This is a genomic window from Mesorhizobium erdmanii USDA 3471 (assembly GCF_000472705.1).
Taxonomy (GTDB): domain Bacteria; phylum Pseudomonadota; class Alphaproteobacteria; order Rhizobiales; family Rhizobiaceae; genus Mesorhizobium; species Mesorhizobium erdmanii.
Genome location: NZ_AXAE01000008.1, coordinates 148,423 through 170,487 on the forward strand (window position 1 = coordinate 148,423; position 22,065 = coordinate 170,487).

General features: G+C 62.4%; 24 protein-coding genes and 1 tRNA gene. 10 read left to right on the forward strand and 15 right to left on the reverse strand.

The genetic code is table 11. The features are described from left to right. The first annotated feature begins 6 nt into the window (after positions 1–6). The 4 genes from A3AU_RS0103295 (at position 7) to A3AU_RS0103310 (ending at position 2,561) form a co-directional block, all read left to right on the forward strand. Positions 7–978 carry a beta-ketoacyl-ACP synthase III gene (locus tag A3AU_RS0103295; protein WP_027051531.1) on the forward strand — a complete coding sequence of 324 codons (972 nt, stop codon included), beginning with the start codon at positions 7–9 and terminating at the stop codon, positions 976–978. Positions 979–1,079: 101 nt separating this feature from the next. Then, positions 1,080–1,403, forward strand: a complete 324-nt coding sequence (locus tag A3AU_RS0103300; protein ID WP_010915609.1) for an integration host factor subunit alpha — start codon at positions 1,080–1,082, stop codon at positions 1,401–1,403. 211 nt (positions 1,404–1,614) lie between these two features. Beyond that, positions 1,615–2,154 carry a MerR family transcriptional regulator gene (locus A3AU_RS0103305; RefSeq protein WP_027051532.1) on the forward strand — a complete coding sequence of 180 codons (540 nt, stop codon included), beginning with the start codon at positions 1,615–1,617 and terminating at the stop codon, positions 2,152–2,154. 104 nt (positions 2,155–2,258) lie between these two features. Beyond that, positions 2,259–2,561 carry a hypothetical protein gene (locus tag A3AU_RS0103310; protein ID WP_027051533.1) on the forward strand — a complete coding sequence of 101 codons (303 nt, stop codon included), beginning with the start codon at positions 2,259–2,261 and terminating at the stop codon, positions 2,559–2,561. On the opposite strand, the gene A3AU_RS1000000139695 is transcribed toward A3AU_RS0103310, so the two are convergent. Both A3AU_RS1000000139695 and A3AU_RS1000000137205 read right to left on the reverse strand, forming a co-directional pair. After that, positions 2,548–2,736 (reverse strand): hypothetical protein, encoded by a 189-nt coding sequence (locus A3AU_RS1000000139695; protein ID WP_032916759.1) that lies wholly within the window; start codon positions 2,734–2,736, stop codon positions 2,548–2,550. The two genes, A3AU_RS0103310 and A3AU_RS1000000139695, sit on opposite strands and share 14 nt — an antisense overlap. A 180-nt stretch (positions 2,737–2,916) precedes the next feature. Further along, the gene (locus A3AU_RS1000000137205; RefSeq protein ID WP_051355270.1) at positions 2,917–3,885 is read right to left on the reverse strand and encodes an ATP-grasp fold amidoligase family protein; all 969 of its coding nucleotides are present in this window, start codon (positions 3,883–3,885) and stop codon (positions 2,917–2,919) included. Between the two features lie 207 nt (positions 3,886–4,092). On the opposite strand from A3AU_RS1000000137205, the gene A3AU_RS1000000140075 reads away from it, so the two are divergent. Beyond that, entirely contained in the window at positions 4,093–4,332 is a 240-nt protein-coding gene (locus A3AU_RS1000000140075; protein WP_027051534.1) for a hypothetical protein, read from the forward strand. Positions 4,333–4,540: 208 nt separating this feature from the next. Here the strand turns inward: A3AU_RS1000000140075 and A3AU_RS0103330 are convergent, their stop codons facing one another. Next, complete coding sequence (locus tag A3AU_RS0103330) at positions 4,541–5,155, reverse strand: hypothetical protein (RefSeq protein ID WP_027051535.1); 615 nt, start codon at positions 5,153–5,155, stop codon at positions 4,541–4,543. Between the two features lie 281 nt (positions 5,156–5,436). Here A3AU_RS0103330 and A3AU_RS0103335 point away from each other — a divergent pair, with 281 nt between their 5' ends. The 3 genes from A3AU_RS0103335 to A3AU_RS0103345 all read left to right on the forward strand — a co-directional run bounded on the left by A3AU_RS0103335 (position 5,437) and on the right by A3AU_RS0103345 (position 6,693). Next, complete coding sequence (locus A3AU_RS0103335) at positions 5,437–5,721, forward strand: helix-turn-helix domain-containing protein (protein ID WP_027051536.1); 285 nt, start codon at positions 5,437–5,439, stop codon at positions 5,719–5,721. 182 nt (positions 5,722–5,903) lie between these two features. Beyond that, on the forward strand, positions 5,904–6,371 hold the full coding sequence (locus A3AU_RS0103340; protein ID WP_027051537.1) for a YbaK/EbsC family protein: 468 nt from the start codon (positions 5,904–5,906) through the stop codon (positions 6,369–6,371). A 142-nt stretch (positions 6,372–6,513) separates the two neighbouring features. Then, entirely contained in the window at positions 6,514–6,693 is a 180-nt protein-coding gene (locus A3AU_RS0103345; protein ID WP_027051538.1) for a hypothetical protein, read from the forward strand. Between the two features lie 118 nt (positions 6,694–6,811). On the opposite strand, the gene A3AU_RS1000000137555 is transcribed toward A3AU_RS0103345, so the two are convergent. From A3AU_RS1000000137555 to A3AU_RS0103375, 6 genes are all read right to left on the reverse strand, one after another. Next, complete coding sequence (locus tag A3AU_RS1000000137555; protein WP_081709439.1) at positions 6,812–7,357, reverse strand: DUF1036 domain-containing protein; 546 nt, start codon at positions 7,355–7,357, stop codon at positions 6,812–6,814. A gap of 582 nt (positions 7,358–7,939) precedes the next feature. Next, a tRNA-Pro gene (locus tag A3AU_RS0103355) sits at positions 7,940–8,016 on the reverse strand. Positions 8,017–8,072: 56 nt separating this feature from the next. Then, positions 8,073–9,341 carry an O-antigen ligase family protein gene (locus tag A3AU_RS0103360; protein WP_027051540.1) on the reverse strand — a complete coding sequence of 423 codons (1,269 nt, stop codon included), beginning with the start codon at positions 9,339–9,341 and terminating at the stop codon, positions 8,073–8,075. Continuing rightward, on the reverse strand, positions 9,338–10,873 hold the full coding sequence (locus tag A3AU_RS0103365) for an undecaprenyl-phosphate glucose phosphotransferase (protein WP_027051541.1): 1,536 nt from the start codon (positions 10,871–10,873) through the stop codon (positions 9,338–9,340). Before A3AU_RS0103365 ends, A3AU_RS0103360 begins: the two co-directional genes overlap by 4 nt. Before the next feature lie 90 nt (positions 10,874–10,963). Further along, positions 10,964–12,094, reverse strand: coding sequence for a glycosyltransferase family 4 protein (locus A3AU_RS0103370; protein WP_027051542.1), 1,131 nt, complete (start codon positions 12,092–12,094; stop codon positions 10,964–10,966). Between the two features lie 10 nt (positions 12,095–12,104). Next, positions 12,105–12,668, reverse strand: a complete 564-nt coding sequence (locus A3AU_RS0103375; protein ID WP_027051543.1) for a polysaccharide biosynthesis/export family protein — start codon at positions 12,666–12,668, stop codon at positions 12,105–12,107. 255 nt (positions 12,669–12,923) lie between these two features. On the opposite strand from A3AU_RS0103375, the gene A3AU_RS0103380 reads away from it, so the two are divergent. Next, positions 12,924–15,233: a GumC family protein gene (locus tag A3AU_RS0103380; protein ID WP_027051544.1), complete on the forward strand. Its 2,310-nt coding sequence runs from the start codon at positions 12,924–12,926 to the stop codon at positions 15,231–15,233. Between the two features lie 29 nt (positions 15,234–15,262). Here A3AU_RS0103380 and A3AU_RS0103385 read toward each other — a convergent pair whose 3' ends face one another. The 6 genes from A3AU_RS0103385 to A3AU_RS0103410 form a co-directional block, all read right to left on the reverse strand. Beyond that, on the reverse strand, positions 15,263–16,099 hold the full coding sequence (locus tag A3AU_RS0103385) for a GNAT family N-acetyltransferase (protein WP_027051545.1): 837 nt from the start codon (positions 16,097–16,099) through the stop codon (positions 15,263–15,265). 5 nt (positions 16,100–16,104) lie between these two features. Beyond that, the gene (locus A3AU_RS0103390) at positions 16,105–16,851 is read right to left on the reverse strand and encodes an aspartate/glutamate racemase family protein (protein ID WP_027051546.1); all 747 of its coding nucleotides are present in this window, start codon (positions 16,849–16,851) and stop codon (positions 16,105–16,107) included. Positions 16,852–16,853: 2 nt separating this feature from the next. Then, a complete protein-coding gene (locus A3AU_RS0103395; RefSeq protein WP_027051547.1) occupies positions 16,854–17,672 on the reverse strand; it encodes an ABC transporter permease in 819 nt (272 codons plus the stop codon). Between the two features lies 1 nt (position 17,673). Then, on the reverse strand, positions 17,674–18,585 hold the full coding sequence (locus A3AU_RS0103400) for an ABC transporter permease (RefSeq protein WP_027051548.1): 912 nt from the start codon (positions 18,583–18,585) through the stop codon (positions 17,674–17,676). A 90-nt stretch (positions 18,586–18,675) separates the two neighbouring features. Next, a complete protein-coding gene (locus A3AU_RS0103405) occupies positions 18,676–19,965 on the reverse strand; it encodes an ABC transporter substrate-binding protein (RefSeq protein WP_027051549.1) in 1,290 nt (429 codons plus the stop codon). Between the two features lie 34 nt (positions 19,966–19,999). Then, a complete protein-coding gene (locus tag A3AU_RS0103410; RefSeq protein WP_027051550.1) occupies positions 20,000–21,088 on the reverse strand; it encodes an ABC transporter ATP-binding protein in 1,089 nt (362 codons plus the stop codon). A 261-nt stretch (positions 21,089–21,349) separates the two neighbouring features. On the opposite strand from A3AU_RS0103410, the gene A3AU_RS0103415 reads away from it, so the two are divergent. Beyond that, the gene (locus tag A3AU_RS0103415; RefSeq protein ID WP_027051551.1) at positions 21,350–22,063 is read left to right on the forward strand and encodes a GntR family transcriptional regulator; all 714 of its coding nucleotides are present in this window, start codon (positions 21,350–21,352) and stop codon (positions 22,061–22,063) included. The last annotated feature ends 2 nt before the right edge of the window (positions 22,064–22,065 follow it).

The window sequence follows — 22,065 nt, forward strand, 5'->3', positions numbered from 1 at the left end:
AGAGCTTTGATCAGATCAGTCGTGCGCGGCACGGGCGCCGCGCTGCCCCGCCGCATCATGAAGAATGCCGATTTCGAGGGCATGGTCGAAACCTCGGACGAGTGGATCGCCCAGCGCACCGGCATTCGCCAGCGTCATATCGCGGCCGACGACGAGACGACGGCATCGCTGGGGGAGGCCGCAGCTCGCGCCGCCCTCGCCGATGCGGGGCTGACGCCGGACGATATCGACCTGATCGTGCTGGCGACGTCGACGCCCAACAACACGTTCCCGGCCACCGCGGTCGAGATCCAGCACAGGCTCGGCATGCATCATGGCTTTGCCTTCGATATGCAGGCGGTGTGCTCGGGCTTTGTCTATGCGGTGACGACGGCCGACCTCTATATTAGGGGCGGCCTGGCCAAACGCGTGCTGGTGATCGGCTCGGAAACATTCTCGCGCATCCTCGACTGGAACGACCGCTCGACCTGCGTCCTGTTCGGCGACGGCGCCGGGGCACTCGTCCTGGAAGCGGGCGAGGGGGCCGGCACCATTGCCGACCGTGGCGTCCTGGCAGCCAGCCTGCGGTCGGACGGCGCGCACAAGGACAAGCTTTTCGTCGATGGCGGACCGTCGACGACGGGAACGGTCGGCCATCTCAGGATGGAAGGCCGCGAAGTCTTCAAGCATGCGGTCGGCATGATCACCGATGTCATCGAGGCGACCTTCTCGGCCGCCGGCATATCGGCGGATGATCTCGACTGGTTCGTGCCGCACCAGGCCAATAAACGTATTATTGACGCTTCCGCCAAGAAGCTCGGGATTGCCGAACAAAAGGTGGTGGTTACGGTCGATTTGCACGGTAACACCTCTGCTGCTTCCGTGCCGCTGGCGCTTTCGGTGGCCGTCGCAGACGGCCGCGTCAAGAAGGGCGACCTCGTCCTTCTGGAAGCGATGGGCGGCGGCTTCACTTGGGGCGCGGTTCTGGTTCGCTGGTAAGTGCCGAACGGTCCGGTTTCGGTCCTTGACCTTGCCGGATCAATTACTTAGGCTCAGCCGTTGTTGTGCCGATTATATGTTTGAACTGATGGGACGGTCGCATGGGGGGAAAGACACTTACGCGCGCCGACCTTGCGGAGGCCGTCTATCGGAAGGTCGGCCTGTCGCGCACTGAATCCGCCGAGCTCGTCGAAGCCGTCCTGGACGAAATCTGCGAAGCGATCGTCCGCGGCGAAACGGTCAAGCTGTCGTCCTTCGCGACATTCCATGTCCGATCCAAGAATGAGCGCATCGGGCGCAATCCCAAGACCGGCGAAGAGGTCCCGATCCTGCCGCGCCGGGTGATGACCTTCAAGTCATCGAACGTGCTGAAGAACCGCATCCTGCGTTCTCATCAGAACAGCAAGGCCAAGGGCGGCAAATAGCCTCCATTGTACGGTTGAAAACCGGCCCAGCCATAACGCCGGGCTTGAATATTGCTTCACAAACCGCTGAAATAGGGCCCGATTCGGCAGCATGGCCGGATTGGTGTTTCGCGCATGATCCATTCCGCGCAAAGGAATGAGCTTCTCTTAATAGAAGCCTGATCTCGCCGAACACCGTTCCGGATCACGCTCCAGCGTGAGGATTTCGCCCATGGACAAGAGCCCTGACGCCTTCCGCACCATAAGCGAGGTCGCTGAAGATCTCGACCTGCCGCAGCATGTGCTGCGCTTCTGGGAGACACGCTTCAACCAGATCAAGCCGATGAAGCGCGGCGGCGGCCGACGCTATTACCGGCCGCAGGATGTCGAACTGATCAAGGGCATCCGCCACATGCTCTACGACCAGGGCTACACCATCAAGGGCGTGCAGAAGCTGCTGCGCGAAAACGGCAATCATTTCCTGGTCGCAATCGGCAATGGCGACATGGCCGCCGTCGAGGCGATCTCGCAGCGAAAGCAGGCCGACCAGGTGCCGCTGACGCCGGCGGCGCAGCCGCGCGGCGGCGACGATGAACTGGTTGGCCAGCCAAGGGTCAAGCCCAGCCGCCGCTTTTTCGGCCTCGGCAAGAGCGACGAGGAAGGTCCGGTTCCGCCGGACGCCTCGAGACTCTCGCGCGACAATCGCGCCTTGCTGCAGGAGGCGCTGTTCGATCTCCTGGAATGCAAGCGCCTGCTTGACCAGGTGCGCTGACCGCCGCGCGAGGCGCTTTGAAGCCGAGACCGGAACCGCCCTTGGGGTGAGGCGTTACGTTTCCTTCTGCAAGACTTTCATTCTGCAAGACAAGGAAACGCATGATGGCATCATTTTCGACCCTTTCGGACATCGACCTCGAAAAGCAGGTCGCGGCCCTCTCGAGGGAACTTGCGGCGTTGCGCAAGGCGGTGTCGAAGCGCGGTGGCGCTTACTATGAAGATGGCCGCGATGCCGCGCTCGACACATATTCGGATCTTGCCGGACGTCTGCGGGATGCGATGCCGGCCATTCGCAAGCAGGGCAGGGTGATCGAGAAATCCGCCCGTGATCACCCGGCGGCGGCCGCCACCGTTGGCCTCGTGGTACTCGGTCTGGTCGCCAGCCTGCTGTTCAGCCGGCGCTGAGAGCAAAACGTCGGTTCAGCGGACTGCGAACTCGGACAAGAAAATGGCGGCCGCCGTCGCCGGTGGGGTGCGTGCCGTTAGCGAAAGCCGAATTCGTCATCGAAACCGAGCCGAGCGCCGAAATGGCGAGGGCGGCGGCGAACGAGAGGCGCTTGAAGGTCGAGATGTTGGTCATTGAGCGTTTCCTACTTTTCGAGTGAGGATCGCCTTGCCGGCGTCCGTCTGGTTGGGGATCGCCTTGCTGGCGTCCATGCAGGCTTAGTGCCGCCCTCGAAGGAAAGGTTCATGCGATGTTTGCACAAAAAATGCGTGGCGCAACTCGCCACTGGCGCGGTGTTTGCTCGATGTAGCTATATCAGTTGCGGCTCCGGCATCTGGCTCGAAGCGCGTCGGCATAGAGGCGCACAGCCCCCTTGTGCTCCCGGCGCAGGAAGGCGGATTGATCGATCCGCCAAAGCCGTTCGATTTCCTCCGCGATCACCGGATTCGTCCATGTGCCGTAGCCGGCGGCCGAGTAGGCGGTGATTTCGCCGGCATAAAGACTGCCGTCGGTGACCAGGAAGTCGATGCGGATATAGTCGAGGTCGCCGGCGATGCCCGGCGCCATCGAGATCGCCTGGCGAACATGGTCGATGAGCCGCGCATTGACCGGCAGGGCCTGATCCTCGCGTGGATAGTCCGGATCCCGGCCTGGCAATGGAGTGGCTTGCCTGTCGAACAGCAGCGAACGCTCGGCGTGCTTATCCTCCACCCAGACATGGGATATCACCCCGCTGCAGACATGAACCTTGATGTCGGTAGCGATCGTGCCGCCGCTGAGTGTCAGCCGCTCTTCCACGAAAACAGTCGGCACGACAGGCCAATAGGCCCATTCGCCATCGCGCCGCCCATAGCGTTTCCTTAGCCAGCGGCTCGCCTTGCGCATGATGGCGGCGTGATCCGGTTCGCCGTCGCGGACGAATATGTTCATCGCGCTGCCATGGTTTGCCTTGACCACGACGGCGCCGGCCAGCAAGTCCGCGGGAATGTCGGCGGCATCCTGTCCACGCCAAAGCGTCTCGGGCACGGCGATCTCGGGGCAGGCGTCGTGGATATAAGCCTTGGCCGCCAGCTTGTCGGTCAGCGTCACGAACAGCGGGTTGCGGTCGACAAGCTTCCGCCAGAGCAACATCTCATGGTAGCGCGCGGGCGCTGCCGGATTGGGCAGATAGCCAAGCTTCATGAAAAATCGCACGACAAGGGCAGGGTGGCGAAGTGTAAGCCACAATCGGGCGACCGACAGAATGGCGCGGTCCGTCCAGGAAATATCGGCCTTGGCCGTCATCGGGGTATATGGCCCTGTTCGCGAAGCCTGATCCGGATGCAGCCTACCGGTCGGCAACATTCCATGCCGTATCGCGATTTCGCTCGGCGAGAAAGGCTTGCCTAGTCACGGTAGCGACGCTGAAAATCCTGGGCCAAAAGGATGGCCAGCTGAAATGCGACGGGCCCGGTTCCTGTCGGGCATTGCGTCACCAGGAGAAGGCCAGCCTTGAACAAGGAAGCCAAGGCCGGTCTTCTCTTTGGCAGTCTGGTCTCAGGCCTTCTTCATCATCTTCATGTGGTGGTGATGATGGTGGTGGTGATGCCAGTGGTGATGCCAGTGATGATGGTGGTGGCGATGATGGTGGCGGTGATGCTTTGCCATCATGGCCGCATCCGCGCTCGTCGCACCGATCACCGGCGCCGTGAAAGCGAGTGCAACTGCAAGCCCAAGAGCCGAGAGGACTGACTTCTTCATGGATCGTTTCCTTTTGTTTCGCCGGCGGATATATGAATCGGGTCGATAGCCCGACCGCCGCGAATGGAATTACGCTCCCGATTTTTTTCGTCAGTATTTCCCGATTGTAGAATTTTGTTTCTGAACTGTTTCTGAGGAGCCGACCTCCCGGCATCGTTATCACGAGGACCAGAAAGCCGGCTCTTGTCGCCTGTTTTGGCTACATTGGCGGGATCACACCCTTGTTTCCCACCACGACACGGCCCGAACTCAGCGTCCCGTCAGCCTCACGTTGGGCGTTTACAAAGACTGTCGCGCCCGGCTTGAGATCGGTCGGCGTGGCCGGGGCGAAGGTTACGACGGGCGTGTTGTCGGGGATCGAAATCTTCTTGGTCTGGCCGTTGTCGTAGGTCAGCGTCACGGCTCGCCCGTCAATGTTGGTGACGTCGGCCACGGTGCCGTTGGTCATGCGGCTGTTCGGCTGCAGGTCCCAGGGACGGTCGCCCTCGCCGGTGCCTTTCAAGGCGGCTGGGAAAATCACCACTTCCAGGGCGCCGCTGCCGCCATCGGCTTTCGAGACCGAGGCGATGCCGAGGAAATCGCCCTGTTTGATGTCTTTCTCGGAGGCGCTGGCAACGCCGGAAATCTTCCAGCCGGTATTGAGCTTGATCGCGGAGGTATCACCCTGGCGGGTTTTGACGGTGAGCAGCGACGGCTCGAAACTGACCACCGTGCCGCGCACCCGCAGCGCGTCCGCCGCCTGGGCGCTGCCGGTAACGGCGATGGAAAGGCTGGAGACCGTGCCAAGCACGACCATGAATGTCTTGAAGTTCATTGCAGGGATCCTTCTGGGAACGGGCTGGCTGAAACCGGATGGTTTCACGCCGGCACATCGGAACAACGAACAGGTGGGTTGAAACCTTCGAGCAAAAAGGTGCCGGGGTGTTCAAAAGAACTTGATGGCGCCGACATGCGTGCAACAGCGTCGCAGGCCGGAGGTTCACGATAGCGTGACAGCCTTTGACTCTTGGCAAATCGGCGGCGAGCGGGCATGTTCGTGCTCGTCTCAGGCAACACTCCATTTTGATCAATCTCTTTCAGCCACCGGAGTTGCCAATGCCCAACAATGCAAAAAATCATGCCCTCTCCGAACCGTTAGCCAATGAGATCGGGCCGGATTACACCACCCTCAGAGCAATGCGGGAAACCCGCGGATACAGCGTGGAAGAGCTTTCCCTGACCTGTGGCCTCTCGGTCGGCGAGATCGAGGATATCGAGAGCGGCCGGGCGGCCGATCCGTCGAAGCTGCGCCGTATTGCGTCCGCGCTTCGCATGCCCCAGGAGGCTCTCGTCGCTTCCGCCGCGCCGAAGCCGACCGCACAAGGCCGACCCCTGTCATAGACCAGCAACAGCCATGCAAGAGAACCCGCCAAGGCCCGCCTGGCGGGTTTCTTGTTGAAGCCAGAGCGTTCTGACGCAAGATGCGCTTGCCGATCTGCAAATCGCACGTGTTTATACCTGCGGCATCCGAATTCGCGCTGATCGCACCTGCCGCGCATCGGCTTTTAACGGTGGTTTTCAATATGAGCCTGGAATCCGTTCGCGCCTTCTTCGCCGCAAACGCACCCGATATCGATGTCATCGTCACCGAAGCGAGTTCGGCGACGGTGACGCTGGCGGCGGAGGCGCACGGCGTCCTGCCGGCGCAGATTGCCAAGACCATCTGCCTGCGCGTCGGCGAGCGCACCATGCTGGTGGTGACCAGCGGCATCGCCAGGCTGGACAACCGCAAGTTCAAGGACCAGTTCGCTGGCAAGCCGCGCATGCTGGATGCGGAGGAAGTTGTCGCCGCCACGAGCCACCCTGTCGGCGGCGTCTGCCCGTTCGGGCTGCCGGCACCGCTGCCGGTCTATTGCGACGTGTCGCTGCGCGAGTTCGACGAGGCGGTACCAGCCGCCGGCGCCACCAATGCGGCGGTGCGGATTGCGCCGCAGCGTATGGTCGAGCTTACCGGCGCTGAATGGGTGGATGTGTGCCAGCTGAAGGCCTGATCGGTGCAGCAAACATGCCTATCTGGAAACGTGGCTCGATTGCTGCCGAACCCTACATGGATCGCCCCCACCACGTCGATGCCGCAACCCGCAAGGTATGTCCGGATCGCCAGTGATAGCGAGACATAGCGGTATCTTCGGAATGGATGGGAGCAAGCTGACTGATACGAGTATTATCGGTACCGTGGAAAAATTCGTCGCAATCTATTCCGGCCGCGTGGGGGATGATGCGTTCGGCTTTCAGTTAGGAACCGCATGGCAGGCAAGTGTTCTGGAAGACATTCTGGGTCTGGCAACCAAGGGCAAACATCCTCTGTTGTGAACACACCCGAAATTTAGGTGTGTCACACAACTATGATTACGCAACGATTGAGCTGAGTTTAGCCTTTGAGCGGTTTTTTTTGTGCGGTTGACATCCGCAGGTAAGCCACGGACCGAGCCTATTTAGTGTTGGTGTTGGCTTCGGGGTTGGTGCTGTTGCTGAAACTCTGCGTGACGTCGGTTCCGTTAGCCTCGATAGTCAGAGTCTCATCAAGTTCGGAATCCTTCGATTCAACGGAACGTGTAAAGCCGACCTGTTTTGCGCCGGGGTCTCCTGGATTCGACGGATTATCATTGAGATTGTTGATGAAATTAAAGGAGTTCGTGGCAATCCAAAACTGCTTGTCTGGTCGAACAGATCCCCACGTATTCTTATTCTTAAGATGCTTACTTACTTTGTATTCGTTAGTTTCTGCGTAGTACCAGAACACAGTCAAATGGAGTGCGCTATCGAATTGGTCGCAGCCCCCATTTGGAGACAACCGAAGCCAACCTCGCGAAATGTATGACTCATCATAGCCGGGCTGGGCGTATGCCATCGCAAAGTAAACAGTCTGGGAAAAGTTGTTGCAGATTTTGATCGCCGCTTCGGCTCGCTCTGCACACGTGCCGCGAGAAAAGCTAGCACGACCGATTTCGCCGAGGCGGACATCACGGCACCCCATCAGGAGCGAAGTATTATATACGCTCCCGCTATATTAGCCGAGAGTCAAGATGCCGTGTGGCCGACCCGACGCTTGACCTTGCCAGGCGGCCCAAACTCACGCTCGGCCCAAATCGGCCGCTCTGGCGGGTGATAGCCTCTATAAAACTCCTCCATGTAGGCCAAAACGTCGTTGCCGATCCGCCTCCATGCTGCTTCGGCCTGATCGAGCGGAACGTGACGCCGATCCTCAACAACACCAGCGCCGACAAGCTCGTCAAAAAGTCGTGCCCGCTTTGCATAAACATCATACAGGCTTTCGCCTCGTCTGGCCTGGCCTTCAATGCGCGTCGTCTAACCGGCATGGGTCGCCTCCATGAGCCGCTTGTAAACGGACATTTCGGCGGGCATGGCCAAGCCTCCCGCCCGCGGACCGGGGTTTCTGCAGAATCACCCGCACGAACGGAGAACATCCGCTGCATACTTCGGGACTTTTTCGGGACTCTGCGTTGCGGAGCGGGCGATTTGGACGCCTTTCGTTCCGAAATTGCAAAAGGCGCCAGAAGGCACCTCGGCAAATAGGCTGGGGATTTCAAGGAATTATTGGTCGGAGTGGCCGGATTCGAACCGACGACCCCTTGACCCCCAGTCAAGTGCGCTACCGGGCTGCGCTACACTCCGGACCGGTCGCGATGTATCTTGATAACCCGGTGCGGGTCAACTGATTTCCGCGACTATTATCGTGCCGCGATGGCTGGTGTGAATGAGCCCGGCAAAGTCGGCCGCAACAGCCGTTGATGGCGGTATTCGAGCGCGATGGCGCCCCAGACCAGGCCGAGCAGCAGATACATGTGGCGCCAGTGATCGATGTCGATGAAGGTGCCGAGCCCGATATTGCCGATGAAGGCGACGTAGGCGCACAAGAGATAGGGCTGCCACGGCCGGTCGCGCAAAAGGATGCGGAAGCCGGCTGTGATGGTCCAGACGACCAGCGTCAGGAACGACACGAAGCCGAGCCAGCCATAGTCCATCAGCATCTTCAGCCAGATATCGTGCGTGTCTTCGCCGAACATCTTGCCGAAGACCAGCGGGCCGATGCCGAACGGGTGCTCCATCGCCATCTGGAAGCCGATCGTGTAGCGGGCGAAGCGGCCGAGGCGGGCGGTGTCATAGCTCTGTTCGAGATGGGCGCGGTTGGAGAACATCTCCGACACACCGGGCAGTTGCAGTATGACGATGATGGCGATTGCCAGCAGCGACAGCGCGGCGATGGTCATGATCACCACGCGCAGCCGGAACATGCCGCTGGCGCTCTGCAGGAACAGGCAGCCGGTGAGCAGAACCGCCGAGACGGCGAACATGCCCCAGGCGCCGCGCGAGAAGGAGAAGAAGATGCCCGATGTGATGATCAGCAGTGGCACCGCCAGCAGCGGCATGCGCGAGACCGGACCAGTCAGGATGAGATAGAGCAGATAGATGCCGGGCAGCACGAGGAATGGCCCGAACACGTTGGGGTCCTGGAAGGCGCCGGCGGCGCGGTCGTATTTGGTGAACATTTCGGCGCCGGGGAAAGCGTGGAAATAGCCTGCTATGCCGAGCAGCGAGGTAGCCACCGCCGAGACGACATAGGCATTGAAGATCAGCCGGTAGAGGCTTGGCTGCGTGGCTGTCACCGAGGCGAAGAACACCGCGCTGAAGGCGAGAAACAGCGATACGCAGAGATAGAGCGGGGTGAAGGCGAGGTCCGCCATCTGCGTCATCGAGATCATGCCGCCGATGTTCATCGTCACCAGCAGCACCAGCAGCGGCGCGGCCGCGCGAGAAATCCGCAAGCCGAAGAGGGCCCAGATGGCGATCAGCCCGGCCATGTAGATTTCGTAGGGCGCCGGCTCGCTGATGACGAAGCCCGACAGAAGGATGCCGACCACCAAGGCGCCGGAGGAAATCAGCGCGACCAACTTGGCGTTGACCGCGCCCGGTGGCAACTCGTGGGAAATCGCGCTCAATAGGCGTTTTCCGTGTTGAGCAGCCGGATCGGTGTCAGAAACAGGATTCTGAGATCGAACAGCAGCGACCAGTTCTCGATGTAGTAGAGGTCGTATTCGGTCCGCATACGGATCTTCTCGTTGGTGTCCATCTCGCCGCGCCAGCCGTTGATCTGCGCCCAGCCGGTAACGCCGGGCTTGACCTTGTGGCGTGCGAAATAGCCGTCGACCACCTCATTGTAGAGAAGGTTGTGCGACTGCGCGGCAATCGCATGCGGTCGCGGGCCGATCAGCGAGAGGGAGCCCAGCAGCGAATTCACGAACTGCGGCAGTTCGTCGATCGAGGTCTTGCGGATGAAGCGACCGACGCGGGTGACGCGCGGATCGTTCTTGGTCACCGTCTGCTTGGCGGTCGGATCCGACCGGTCGGTGTACATCGAGCGGAACTTGTAGACCTCGATGATCTCGTTGTTGAAGCCGTGCCGCTTCTGCTTGAACAGCACCGGTCCCTTGCTGTCGAGCTTGATGGCGATCGCGGTCGCCAGCATCACCGGCGAGAAGACGATGATGCCGATCAGCGAGAAGATGATATCGAAGGCGCGCTTGGCGACCGAATCCCAGTCGTTGATCGGCTTGTCGAAGATGTCCAGCATCGGCACCGAGCCGATGAAGGAATAGGCACGCGGGCGGAATTGCAGGGCGTTCGAATGCGCCGAAAGCCGGATATCGACCGGCAATACCCACAGCTTCTTCAACAGTTGCAGCACGCGTGCTTCGGCGGTCAGCGGCAGCGACACGATCAGCATGTCGATGCGCGCGATGCGGGCAAATTCGATCAGTTCAGAAATGGTGCCGAGCTTGGGATAGCCGGCGACGATCGGCGGCGAGCGCTTGTCGCCGCGATCATCGAAGATGCCGCAGATGCGGATGTCGTTGTAGGGCTGCTTTTCGACCGAACGGATCAGGATTTCAGCCGCCTTGCCGCCGCCGACGATGACGGCGCGCCGCTCCATGCGTCCGTCGCGCGCCCAGCGCCGGATCAGTCTCGACATCACCAGCCTGAGGCCGAAGAGTAGAACGAAGCCGACGACGAACCAGGTGCCGAACAGGAGTCGCGAATAGTCTTCCGACATCTTCATGGCAAAGGCCGTCAACGCCATCAACGCGAAGGCTCCGGCCCAGGCCAGCAGGATGCGGCCGAAATTGGCGATCGGCCGCATCAATGAGACGACCTGGTAGCAGTCGGTGACATCGAGCAGCACCACTGCGAGGAACGACGCTGCGGCGATCGTCACCGGATATTGCCAGGCGAGATAGTTGAAGAAACCGACGTAGTAGAAATAGACGCAGAGCCCCGACAGAAGCAGCAGCCCGAATTCGACCATGCGCAGCACGCCGCTGACCATGATCGGCGACATCGTATCGCGCCGGTACTGGGTGGCGACCTGCCGGGCGACATCGTTCATGCCGCCGGGCGCATCGCCATCCGTCGGGCCGTCGAATTTACGCACTGCTTCCGGAGAAAAGCGGCGCGCGGGGTCGATCTCGTTCATGGAGCAATCCGCAAGCTTCCCCAGGGTGATTAGCAAAAGAGAGCTAAGAAACCCTTGAAACAACGCTTGGCTTTGGAAAGGCTTAGGGCGTTACCGGTCGAGCGCGGCGAAATAGGCCTTCTCGATTTCGGCGGCCATGACGTCGGCGCCGAAGCGCGCCCTGAGGTCAGCGCCGTCGGGCATCAGCTTGCCATAGGCGGCAAGGTCGGTCAGCGCCTCGCCCATCTTGTCGGCGAGTTCGGCCGGATCGGGGCGGATCAGGGCGGGGGAGCCGGCAGCGAAAATCTCCGGTATGCCGCCGACGGCGGTGGCGATCATCGGCCTTGCCGCGGCAAGTGTCTCCAGCACGATATAGGGCATGGCCTCCGCGCGGGACGGGACAACCACCAGATCACCCAGCGCGAAGGCCTCCCTGGCCGGCATCGGCGGCAGGAAGCGGACATGGGCTTGAAGCCCCAGGCGCTTCACCTGCGCGTGGTAGCGCGGCAGGTCATCGCCGTCGCCAACCATGACCGCCGTAAGCGCGCGGCCGAGTTTAGGGCCGGCCACGGCCAGGGCGTCGATGAAGATGTCGGGGCCTTTGAGGTCCCGCATCATACCGATGTAGAGCATGTCCGCCGCATCGGGTCCGATGATGGCCGGCTTGAATTCGGTGGCGCGCAGTCCATTGTAGACCAGCGTGTTGGGGATCGGCGGCTCGCCCACCTTCCTGCGATAGGTGCGCCGTTCGTAGTCCGAGACGAACAGCAGGCAGTCGGTGAAGTGCGCCATGGAGCGCTCGAGCGCGAAGAACAGCTTCCCCGTGGCGGTTGTTTCGTCATAGTGGAGAGAGCCGCCATGCGGCGAATAAAGGCGGGCGACGCGAGACCTTGATACCCGCAACAATGAGCCGAACAGACGGGCATAGGCGCCACCCTTGGCACCGTGCCCGTGCAGCACGTCCGGCCGCAATTCCTTGATGATCCGGTAGGTGCGCCGGGCTGAGGCGAGATCGCCTGGGCCGACATGGCGCTGCATTGGCGTGCGATGGATACCCAGCGCTAGCATGTCCTTCATCTGCTCGAACAGGCGTTCCTCGAATTCGCCGCCGGTGGTCGAATCGCAAACGATGCCGACCGCATGACCGGCAGCGACCTGCGCTTCCGTCAGGTCGCGCACATGCCGGAAAACTCCTCCGACGGGTGAGCGAAAGCAGTGGACGATCCTCAGAGTGTCCGCCACGTGGTGTCTGTCAGAACAGGCGTTCGCGGACGTAGACGGTATCTCCGGGCAGCAGCGGGTCCGAGGTGACCACGCGGCCGGTCATTACCTTGCCGTTGATGTCGCGGGTGATGTCGACGCTTTCCTGGTTGGCGCGTGGCGAGAAGCCGCCGGCGATGGCGATGGCCTTCTGCACGGTCAGGCCGGGCACGTAGGAATACTGGCCGGCGGCACCCACTTCGCCCATGACGAAGATCGGGCGGTAGCGATCGATCTCGACGGAGACGTCGGGGTCGCGCAGATAGCCTTGCCGCAATTTGTCGGCGATTTCCTTTTCCATCTGCTGCGCGGTGTGGCCACGCGCCGGTATGGCGCCGACAAGCGGGAAGGAGAGATAGCCGGACTGGTCGACGCTATAGGTGTTGGTCAGGCCATCCTGCTCGAACACGGTGACGCGGACACGGTCGCCGGCGCCAAGACGATAAGGCTGGTCGAGGACCTCGTGGAAGGCCGCCGGCGTCGGCCGGTAGCTGGAGCAGCCGGCAAGCATCGATACGGCAAGCAGAGCGCGAAAGAGGGAAGCAGTGCTTTTCATGACCGGACACGTACCTTCGACTGGCCGCTGCGGCGTCGCAGCAAACATCTGGGATCGGGTTCGTTATCATCCTGTTAGGGTTAATGGCCGGTAAAGGAGTCGGCCGATACGGCTCGCGCAATGGAGGTTTTGCCGTTTTTATCGTTTTTCTTGGGTGCCCGCAGTAATCCCTAACGGAGTATTACTGCGATCTTAACGGCTGAGTTACCATAGTTGTTTACGGTGCGTCCTGACCCAGTTTCGGAGTAGGGATGCATGTCCGTTCAGTCCGCGGCCGCAGATGTCGACGTCGACCTCAGGCAGCTCTTCGCCAGCCTGGCGAGGAATTGGCTGCGCATAGTGCTCTTCGTTCTGGTGGTGACGGGTCTGGCGTTTACGTTCGCTTCGTTCGCGACCAAGCATTACAAGGCCCAGACGCAGGTGGAAATCGCCCCGCGCGAATCCGTCTACACCCGTCCGGCCGGCAGCAACAATGACGGTGACAAGCCGATCCTCGACGAGCAAGGCGTCGCCACCCAGGTCCAGATCATTTCGTCCAACGAAATTCTCAAGCAGGTTGCGCAGAAACTCGGCCTGGCGCGGCTGCGCGAGTTCGACGAAACGATCAACATGTCGTCGCTGAGCCGCGTGCTGATCCTGCTTGGGCTGAAGAACGACCCGATGGATGTTCCGGCCGACGAACGGGTGTTGAAGAAGATGCGCGAGAAGCTCAACGTCTTTGGCGTTGAAAAGACCCGCATCATCGCCATCGAGTTCTCTTCCGAGGATCCCAAGCTCGCCGCCGCCATACCCGATGCCATCGCCGCCGCTTATATTGCCGGGCAGGGCGCGGCCAAGAGCGAATCGAACACCGCCGCCGCGGACTTCCTGGCGCCCGAGATCGCCGACCTGTCAAAGCAGGTCAGGGATGCCGAGGCCAAGGTCGCGGCCTACCGCGCCCAATCCGACCTGCTGATCGGCGGCAACAATTCCACCCTGGCGACCCAGCAACTGGCCGAGCTGTCGACCGAATTGTCGCGGGTGCGGGCCAACCGCGCCGCGGCCGAAGGCACCGCCGACAGCGTGCGCAAGGCGCTGCAGAATGGCGGCTCTCTGGATTCGCTGCCGGAAGTGCTGTCGTCCGATCTGATCCAGCGTTTGCGGGAGCGGCAGGTCGAGTTGCGGGCCACTATCGCCGACCTGTCGACGACGATGCTCGACAACCATCCGCGCGTTCGCGCCGCGAAATCGCAGTTGGCCGATCTCGACGCGCAGATACGCAGCGAAGCCCAGAAAGTCATCAAGGGCCTGGTGATGCAGGCCGATGCCGCCAAGGCGCGCGAAAGCCAGCTCGTCGCCGACGTCAATCAACTGAAGGCGGCTTCGGCGCAGGCCGGCGAACAGCAGGTCGGTCTTGATGCGCTGCAGCGCGATGCCGCCGCCAAGCGCCAGCAGCTCGAACTCTATCTGACCAACTACCGCGAGGCAGCTTCGCGTCAGGACCGTAACTATGTGCCGGTCGACGCCCGTGTCTCATCACCGGCTTCGGTGCCCTCCGAGCCATACTTCCCCAAGGTTGGGCCGATCGTTGGCGCCGCAGCCGCGGCTTCGCTTCTGCTGGCGGCTATCTTCACGCTGCTCAAGGAGCTGTTCTCGGGCCGCGCCATGCGCCCGGCACCGGGCGCCCGTTTTGCGCCGATCGACGAAGTGGCAATGCCGCCAGCTGCCCGCCAGGAGCCGGTTGCCGCCCTCGTGCCATCCGCTCGCTTGGATCCGGCTGTCGCCAGCACATCCGCCAATCGTCCTGCCGAAGAGCTCTGGCCTGAAACTGTGCCGGAGCCGGACATGGCAGTGCAGCCGCGGCCGGTAGCCGCGTCCGAGTCGGTTGCCGAGCCCGAGCCCGAGCCTGCGGCCAAGACTGAGCCTGTCGCGGAGGCCGTCCCGATTCCCGAGCCGGAGCCCACCGCAGAGGTTCAGCGCCCGCGCTCGGTGCTTGGCGAGATCGACATTGAGAAGGCCGCGGAAAAGCTGATCGCCAGCGGGGCCGCCCGCGCCATATTCGTTTCGCCCGAAGGCGACGATGCCGCCGCCTCGGCGATCCTGGTGGCGCGCGAGGTGTCCGACGCCGGCCTGCGTGTGCTGCTGCTCGACCTCACGGCCTCGGGTGCTGCTTCGCGGCCGATGCTGGACAGCGGGCTTTTCCCCGGAATCACCGATCTGCTCGCTTCCCAGGCGCAGTTCAGCGACGTGATCCATGCCGATCTCTATTCCGACTGCCACGTCATCCCCGTCGGCACCGCCGATCCGGTTCGCGCCATGCGCGCCGCCGACCGGCTGCCGATCATCATGCAGTCGCTGACCACCGCCTATGACCTTGTCGTGGTTGAATGCGGGCCGGCCGACGCGCAAGGCATCAGCCGCCTGGGTGGCGATGCCACCGAGGTGTTCCTGTCCATGCTGGAGCCGGACGATGAGGTGACGCGGGCCGCGGTCAAGCTGATCGAGAGCGGCTATCCCGACCTGACACTGGTGACGCCGCTTGGCCACGAGCCGCCGGGCACCCCGGGGCGGCGCTCGGCGGCCTGACAGGGTCGCTGTCCGGCAGCGCGCTCGGCCTATCCCAGCTCCAGCGTCGTCACGCCGAATGTCCTCTTGCCATCGAGCTTTGGCGACGGCCCTTTGTACATGCGGGTGGTGCTGAAGGTCGGTGCGAAAGCCGCCGCCTCGAGCGCCGCGATGAAAACCACCTGGGTGGCGGGGACATCGATGTGAAGGTCGCCACCATCGCAGGCGCTCGCCAACTCCCCGAGTAATTCGAGAGCTGTCTGGACGTCGTCGGCGAAGAGCGGCCCGACCTTGAAGCCGCTGCGGCAAGGGCGCGCCACCGCATATCCGGCCATTCCCCGAGACGTGAGCGCTGCCAGGGCACGGTGAGGCGGCTGCAGCCATTGCTGCAGGAAAGAGCGCCGGGGTGCGGGAAAGCAATGCGCGTCATAGCTGATGATATCGGACATCACCTGCGCGGTTACCAAGCGAGACTGCTCGGCGCCAACGTGCAGAGCCACGGGGCGCCCGCTGTAGCGGATGGTCTCGTAGACCGGCTCGAACCCCTTGCTCCGGTAGTTGGCTTGCTGCTCTTCGACGCCATCGAGTCCGATGGTCCGCCCGGCCAGCCTGTTCATGCCCGCGGCCCAGACCGCCTTGCCATGACCCTTGCCGCGCATATCCGGACGGCAGATGTAGAGACCGATGAAACCAAAGTCCTGGCCATAGGCCACCGCCGAGATCGCGGCGACCATGTCGTTGCCGACAAAGGCTCCGATGAACCCTTCGGGATCCGCTGCCTGGAACATCGCCGCATCGTCAAGCCCGGGGTTCCAGCCCTCGCCCGCCGCCCAGTCGATGAGGCCGGCCAATTCCCCCAGCGACAGCGTGCGGATGGTTCGATTCATGGTGCTCACTCCGCGGCGACAGCTCTGGGCGAGAACGATTTCAGCATACCGCGATAGGGCTTGGCCAGCGGGCTCGCATAAGCACCGCGCTTGGATGTCGAAAGGCCGAGCGCAATGAGCGCTTCGGCCTGCTTGATCGCGGCGCCGACACCATCGATGACAGGCAGTCCGAAATCCGCCTGCAACTGGTGCGCAAGGTCCGCCATGCCGGCGCAGCCAAGCACGATGGCCTCGGCACGATCCTCCTCCACGGCCCGGGCGATCTCGTCGCGCAGCTTGCCAACCGCTCCCGACGCCGGATCCTCGAGCGCCAGCACCGGAATGTCGGCGGCCCGCACACGCGCCCGTCCCGACATGCCGTAGCGTTGCACCAATCCCTCCACCGGCACGCGCGAGCGTTCGGTGGTGGTGACGACGGTGAAGCGCTGGGCGATGAAGGAGGCCATGCTCAGTGCCGCCTCGCAGATACCGATGACGGGAATGGTGGCCATGGCCCGTGCGGCGTCGAGGCCCGTGTCGTCGAAACAGGCGATGATCGCCGCCTGCGCGCCGCGGCGCTCGCCGGCGGCGATCTCCATCAGCAGTCCAGGCACGGCCAGCGCCTCGTCATAATAGCCTTCGATCGAGGCGGGCCCTGTGGACGAGGTGACGGGGATGATCTCGGTCCAGGCGCCGGCGGCGCCGCGCGCCGCCGCCGCGATCGTCTCGGTCATGCTCGCCGTCGTGTTGGGGTTCACCACCAGGATCTGCACGGTCACGCTCTCGCCCGGCGGCGGCCGACATAGAGGATGATGCCCAGCGTCGCCAGGATCACCAGGAAGGAGAACACGGTCGTCACCGTGCCTAGCGCATAGAGCACCGGAGTCGTGACATTGGTGGTCATGCCATAGATCTCGAGCGGCAGCGTGTTGAAGGTGCCCGACGTCATCAGCGTGCGGGCGAACTCGTCATAGGAGAGCGTGAAGCCGAAAAGGCCGACGCCGATCAGGCTTGGCGCGATCATCGGCAACACGACATGGGCAAAGGTCTGCCAGGAGGTGGCGCCGAGATCGCGCGCGGCCTCCTCGTAAGCCGGCGAGAAGCGGTTGAAGACAGCGAACATGATGAGCACGCCGAACGGCAAGGTCCAGGTCAGATGCGCGCCGAAGGCCGACGTGTACCAGGCCGGGCGGAAACCGGTCTGCTGGAAGACCACGCCGATGCCGAGCGAGATGATGATGGAGGGCACGACGAGACTGGCAACCGCCAGGTAGAACAGAGCGGTGGCACCGCGAAATTTCTGCCGGAAGGCAAGGCCCGCCAGCAGTGACACGGTGACGGTGACGACCATCACCATCATGCCGAGTACCAGCGAGCGCTTGAAGCTGCCGCCAAAATCGCCGACCGCCTGGCGTTCGAACAGATTGGCGAACCAGTGCAGCGATACGCCATTGAGCGGGAAGGTGAGGCCGCCGGTCTCGCCCTGGAAGGAGAGGATCAGGATCGCCGACAGCGGGCCGTAGAGGAACAGCACGAACAGCGCGAAGAAGGCCGCCAGCACGTAGAATTCAAGCGTGCGTTTTTCATGGCTCATGTCAGAGCTCCCGGCGGATATCGACGATGCGCAGGATGCCGGCGACTATCAGCAGCACCAGCACCAGCAGCACCACCGCATTGGCGGCGGCGGCCGGATACTGCAGCAGCGACATCTGGTTCTTCATCATCAACGCCACGGATGCGCTCTGGCCGCCCGACATCACCTGCACGGTGGAGAAGTCGGCCATCACCAGCGTGACGACGAAGATGGTGCCGATCGCCATCCCGGGCTTGGCCAGCGGGATGATGACGTTCCACAGCACCTGCCAGCCGGAGGCGCCGGCATCGCGCGCCGCCTCGACCAGCGAGCGGTCGATGCGCATCAGCGTGTTGAAGATCGGCGTCACCATGAACAGCGTGTAGAGGTGCACCATGGCCAGCACGACGGCGAATTCCGAATAGAGCAGCCATTCAATGGGTTTTGGCACCAGCCCCAGGTGCACCAGCGTCGAATTGATCAGCCCGTTGCGACCGAGCACCGGGATCCACGAGATCATGCGGATGATGTTGGAGGTCAGGAACGGCACGGTACAGACCAGGAACAGCACCATCTGCATGGCAGTGGTGCGGATGTGGAAGGCGAGGAAATAGGCGACCCAGAAGCCGATGAACAAGGTCAGCGCCCAGACGATGGCGGCGAACTTCATGGTGTTGAGATAGGTCTTCCAGGTGACCCACGACCCCAGCACATCGGAATAATTGGTGGTCAGGAAATCCGGATACATGGCGGCGAAGTCGTAATCCCAGAAGGAGACGACGACGATCATGATGATGGGCAAAAGCAGGAACGCGCCGAGGATCAGCGCCAGTGGAGCCGACTGCAGATAGGGCGTGACGGCGCCGATCGAGAAGCGGCGGCGCCTGACGGGCTTGGTGGCGACGATTGCGGGGCGTTCGAGCGCGACTGTCATCAAAGCTCTCGGTTTTGGCGATGCGGCCTCAGCCGCGTTACCCCTTCTCCCGGCAACGAGAGAAGGGGTGAAGGAGAAGCGCTTGTTCCCTTACGCCGCGATGAACTCGTTCCAGCGCTTCACCATGTAGCGGTCCTCGTCCATGACCGAGTTCCAGCAGGCGACCTTGCCCATGCGCTCCTCGAAGGAGCCGCCATCGCGCACGGCGCCGGCTTTTTCCATGACGGTGCCGTCCGGCGCCTTGATCTCGCCCTTGGCCGGCTTGCCCTCGATCCAGTAGCCCCACTCGTCCTCGGTCATGAACTTCTTGGCCGAGACCATGTTGGCCGAGTAGTACCCCTGGCGGTTGAGGTAGCCGCCAACCCAGCCCGACGTGTACCAGTTGATGTATTCGTAGGCGGCGTCGAGTTCGGCGCCCTTGAGATGGGCGGCGAGGCCAAGGCCGCCGCCCCATGAGCGATAACCTTCCTTGAGCGGCTGGAAGCGGCAGGGAATACCCTTGGAGCGCACGGCGGCGACGGCCGGCGACCACATGGACTGGATGACAACTTCGCCCGACGCCATCAAATTGACGCTCTCGTCGAACGATTTCCAGAAGGCGCGGAACTGGCCGCCCTGCTTGGCCTTGATCAAAAAGTCGATCGTCTTGTCGATCTCGTCCTTGGTCATGTTGCCCTTGTCGGCATATTTGATGTTGCCGCTGGCTTCCATGATCATGGCGGCATCCATGATGCCGATGGATGGGATGTTGAGGATGGCAGTCTTGCCCTTGAAGGCCGGGTCCATGATGTCGGCCCAGCTGGTGATGTCGCGTCCGACGAGGTCGGGGCGGATGCCCAGCGTATCGGCATTGTAGATGGTCGGCACCATGGTGAACCAGTTGGTCGGCGCCTTGGCGAAGGTCTTGGAGTCCTGCGCCGCGACGAAGCCGACAGTATGCGGCGCGGTTCCCTGGGCAATGACGCTGTCGGGGGTGAGCTTGCCGGTTTTGAACAGCGGCACCAGCTCGTCGTAATATTTCAGCTTGCTGACATCCATCGGCTGCAGCACGCCGGTCGGGAACACCTTCTTGCAGATCCAGTATTCGATATCGGCGATATCGTAACTGTCGGGCTGGGTCACGGCCCGCTGGGCCGCCGCGTCGGAATCGGTCGCCGTCATCTCCAGCGTGATGCCGAGGTCGGCCTTGCACTTGTCGGCGATGGCGTTGAGGTTCGACACGCCGGTGCCGAATTGGCGCAGCGTGATGTTGGACTGTGCCCAGATGGTCGGGAAGCCCGTGATGACGCCCGAGCCGGCGGCGAGGCCGACGGCGGCGGCACCCGTCTTCAGCAGCGAGCGGCGCGAAATGCCAGTCTGGGTTTTTATGGTGTCTGTCATGTCTATTCCCCTGTCTTGTTTTGCTTGGTTGAATTCATGAATGAAGGCGGCCGAGGACGATGGCATCCTCGGAATCCCAGGCGAGCGGTACGGCGTCGCCTATGGCGACGGGTCTGGCGAAGAAGTCTGAATCGTCGACGATGACGGTGAAATCGTCGATGCCGGCGCCGGTGACGGAAAGCTTCACGGTGGCGCCGCGATACTCGATGTTGGCGACGATGCCGGTGAAGCCGAGGCCGGGCGAGGGCGCGTCGCCGATGCGCACATGGTCGGTGCGTATGGCGATATCGATCGGTGCTCCCACGTCCTGCGCCGCACCGCTGGCGGCGAGCGAGCCGCCACCGTTGACGCCGAAGACGACCATGCCGTCCTGGCTGCCGGTGACCCGGCCGGAGATGACATTGTGGTCGCCCATGAAGCGCGCGACAAAGGCCGTGGCCGGCCGCTCGAACACGTCGCGCGGTGGTGCCGCCTGTTCGATGCGGCCATCATTCATCACCACGATCAGGTCGGCGAGCGCCATGGCCTCCTCCTGGCTGTGCGTGACATGGACGAAGGTGATGCCGAGCGAGGTCTGCAGCTTCTTCAACTCGGCCCGCATGCGGATCTTCAGGAACGGGTCGAGCGCCGAAAGCGGCTCGTCGAGCAGCAGCGCCTCGGGATCGGTTATCAGCGCGCGAGCGAGCGCGACGCGCTGCTGCTGGCCGCCAGAAAGCTGTGCCGGGCGGCGCGTCGCATAGGCTTCCATCTGCATCAGCTTGAGCATGTCGAGCGCCTTGGCGCGGCGTTGCTCCTTGTCGACGCCCTTCATCTTCAGGCTGAAGGCGACATTGTCGATGAGGTCGAGATGCGGAAACAGCGCGTAGGACTGGAACATCATCGCCGTGCCGCGCTTGGCCGGCGGCAGGTCGGTGACGACGGTGTTGCCGAGCCGGACATCGCCGGACGAGATGCTTTCGTGGCCGGCGATCATGCGCAGCGTCGAAGTCTTGCCGCAGCCGGAAGGGCCGAGCAGGCAGCAATAAGTCCCCGCCGGTATCTTCAGGCTGATGTCCTCGACGGCTGTCGTCGTTCCATAGACTTTCGAAACGGACACGATGTCGATCTCGGCGGCTTTGGACATTCAGGCTTCCCCGTTTGGTCGCATTAACCAATGCATCATGCGTGCCAATATCGGGGTGATTAGCCAAGTTACTGAATTGTCTTGAGAATCAGGTTTCCGGCCGTTGCCTGTCTGGAGGGCCGTCTTGTGCATTGCACAAATTATGGGCGATTGTGCCCGATCTGCACTCGAATCGTATGCAATCTTTTTTGACTTCGTGTCCACTTTGCCTCTCGTGCGGGGAGGACGAGTCGCGCTAGAAGGGGACAGGATACCAATGCCATGAACATTGCCGACCAGATCTATTCCCCTGCCGACAGCGTCAATCAGGATCGTGCTCAAGCGATCCGCGACAATCTGCGTGACGCCATTGTCGACCGCCGGCTGGCGCCGGGCACCAAGCTGTCAGAAGGCGAGGTGGGCACGCTGTTCGACGTATCGCGCACCGTGGCGCGCGCGGCTCTGCAGATGCTGTCCTTCGAAGGCCTCGTGCGCACCGAGCGCAACCGTGGCGCGTTCGTAGCCAACCCGTCGCCCGAGGAAGCCCGCCAGGTCTTTGCCTCGCGCCGGCTGATCGAGCCTGGCATCGCCATCGCCGCCTGTGGGCGCGTCACCGCCGCCGACATCGTCGCTTTCAAGGCCCAACTCGACGAGGAGGGCCGCTTCATCGCCGAGCGCGGTCCGACCGCGCGGCGTTCCGAGATCAAGGCATCAGGCGATTTCCATCTGCTGCTCGCCGCCGTCGCCGGCAACGCCATCCTGCTGCGCTTCATGGAAGAACTGGTGGCACGTTCGTCGCTGGTCATCGCGCTCTATGGGCGGTCCGGCGTGTCGGCCTGCGGACACAGCGAGCACACGGAAATCGTCGGCGCGCTGGAGGGCAGCGATTGCGAGCGGGCGAGCCGCTTGATGCTGCACCACATCGACCATATCGAGGCCGATCTCGATCTGCGCGTGAGGGCCGGCCCGGCGCTCAAGGAAGCTCTCAATTTCTGAAG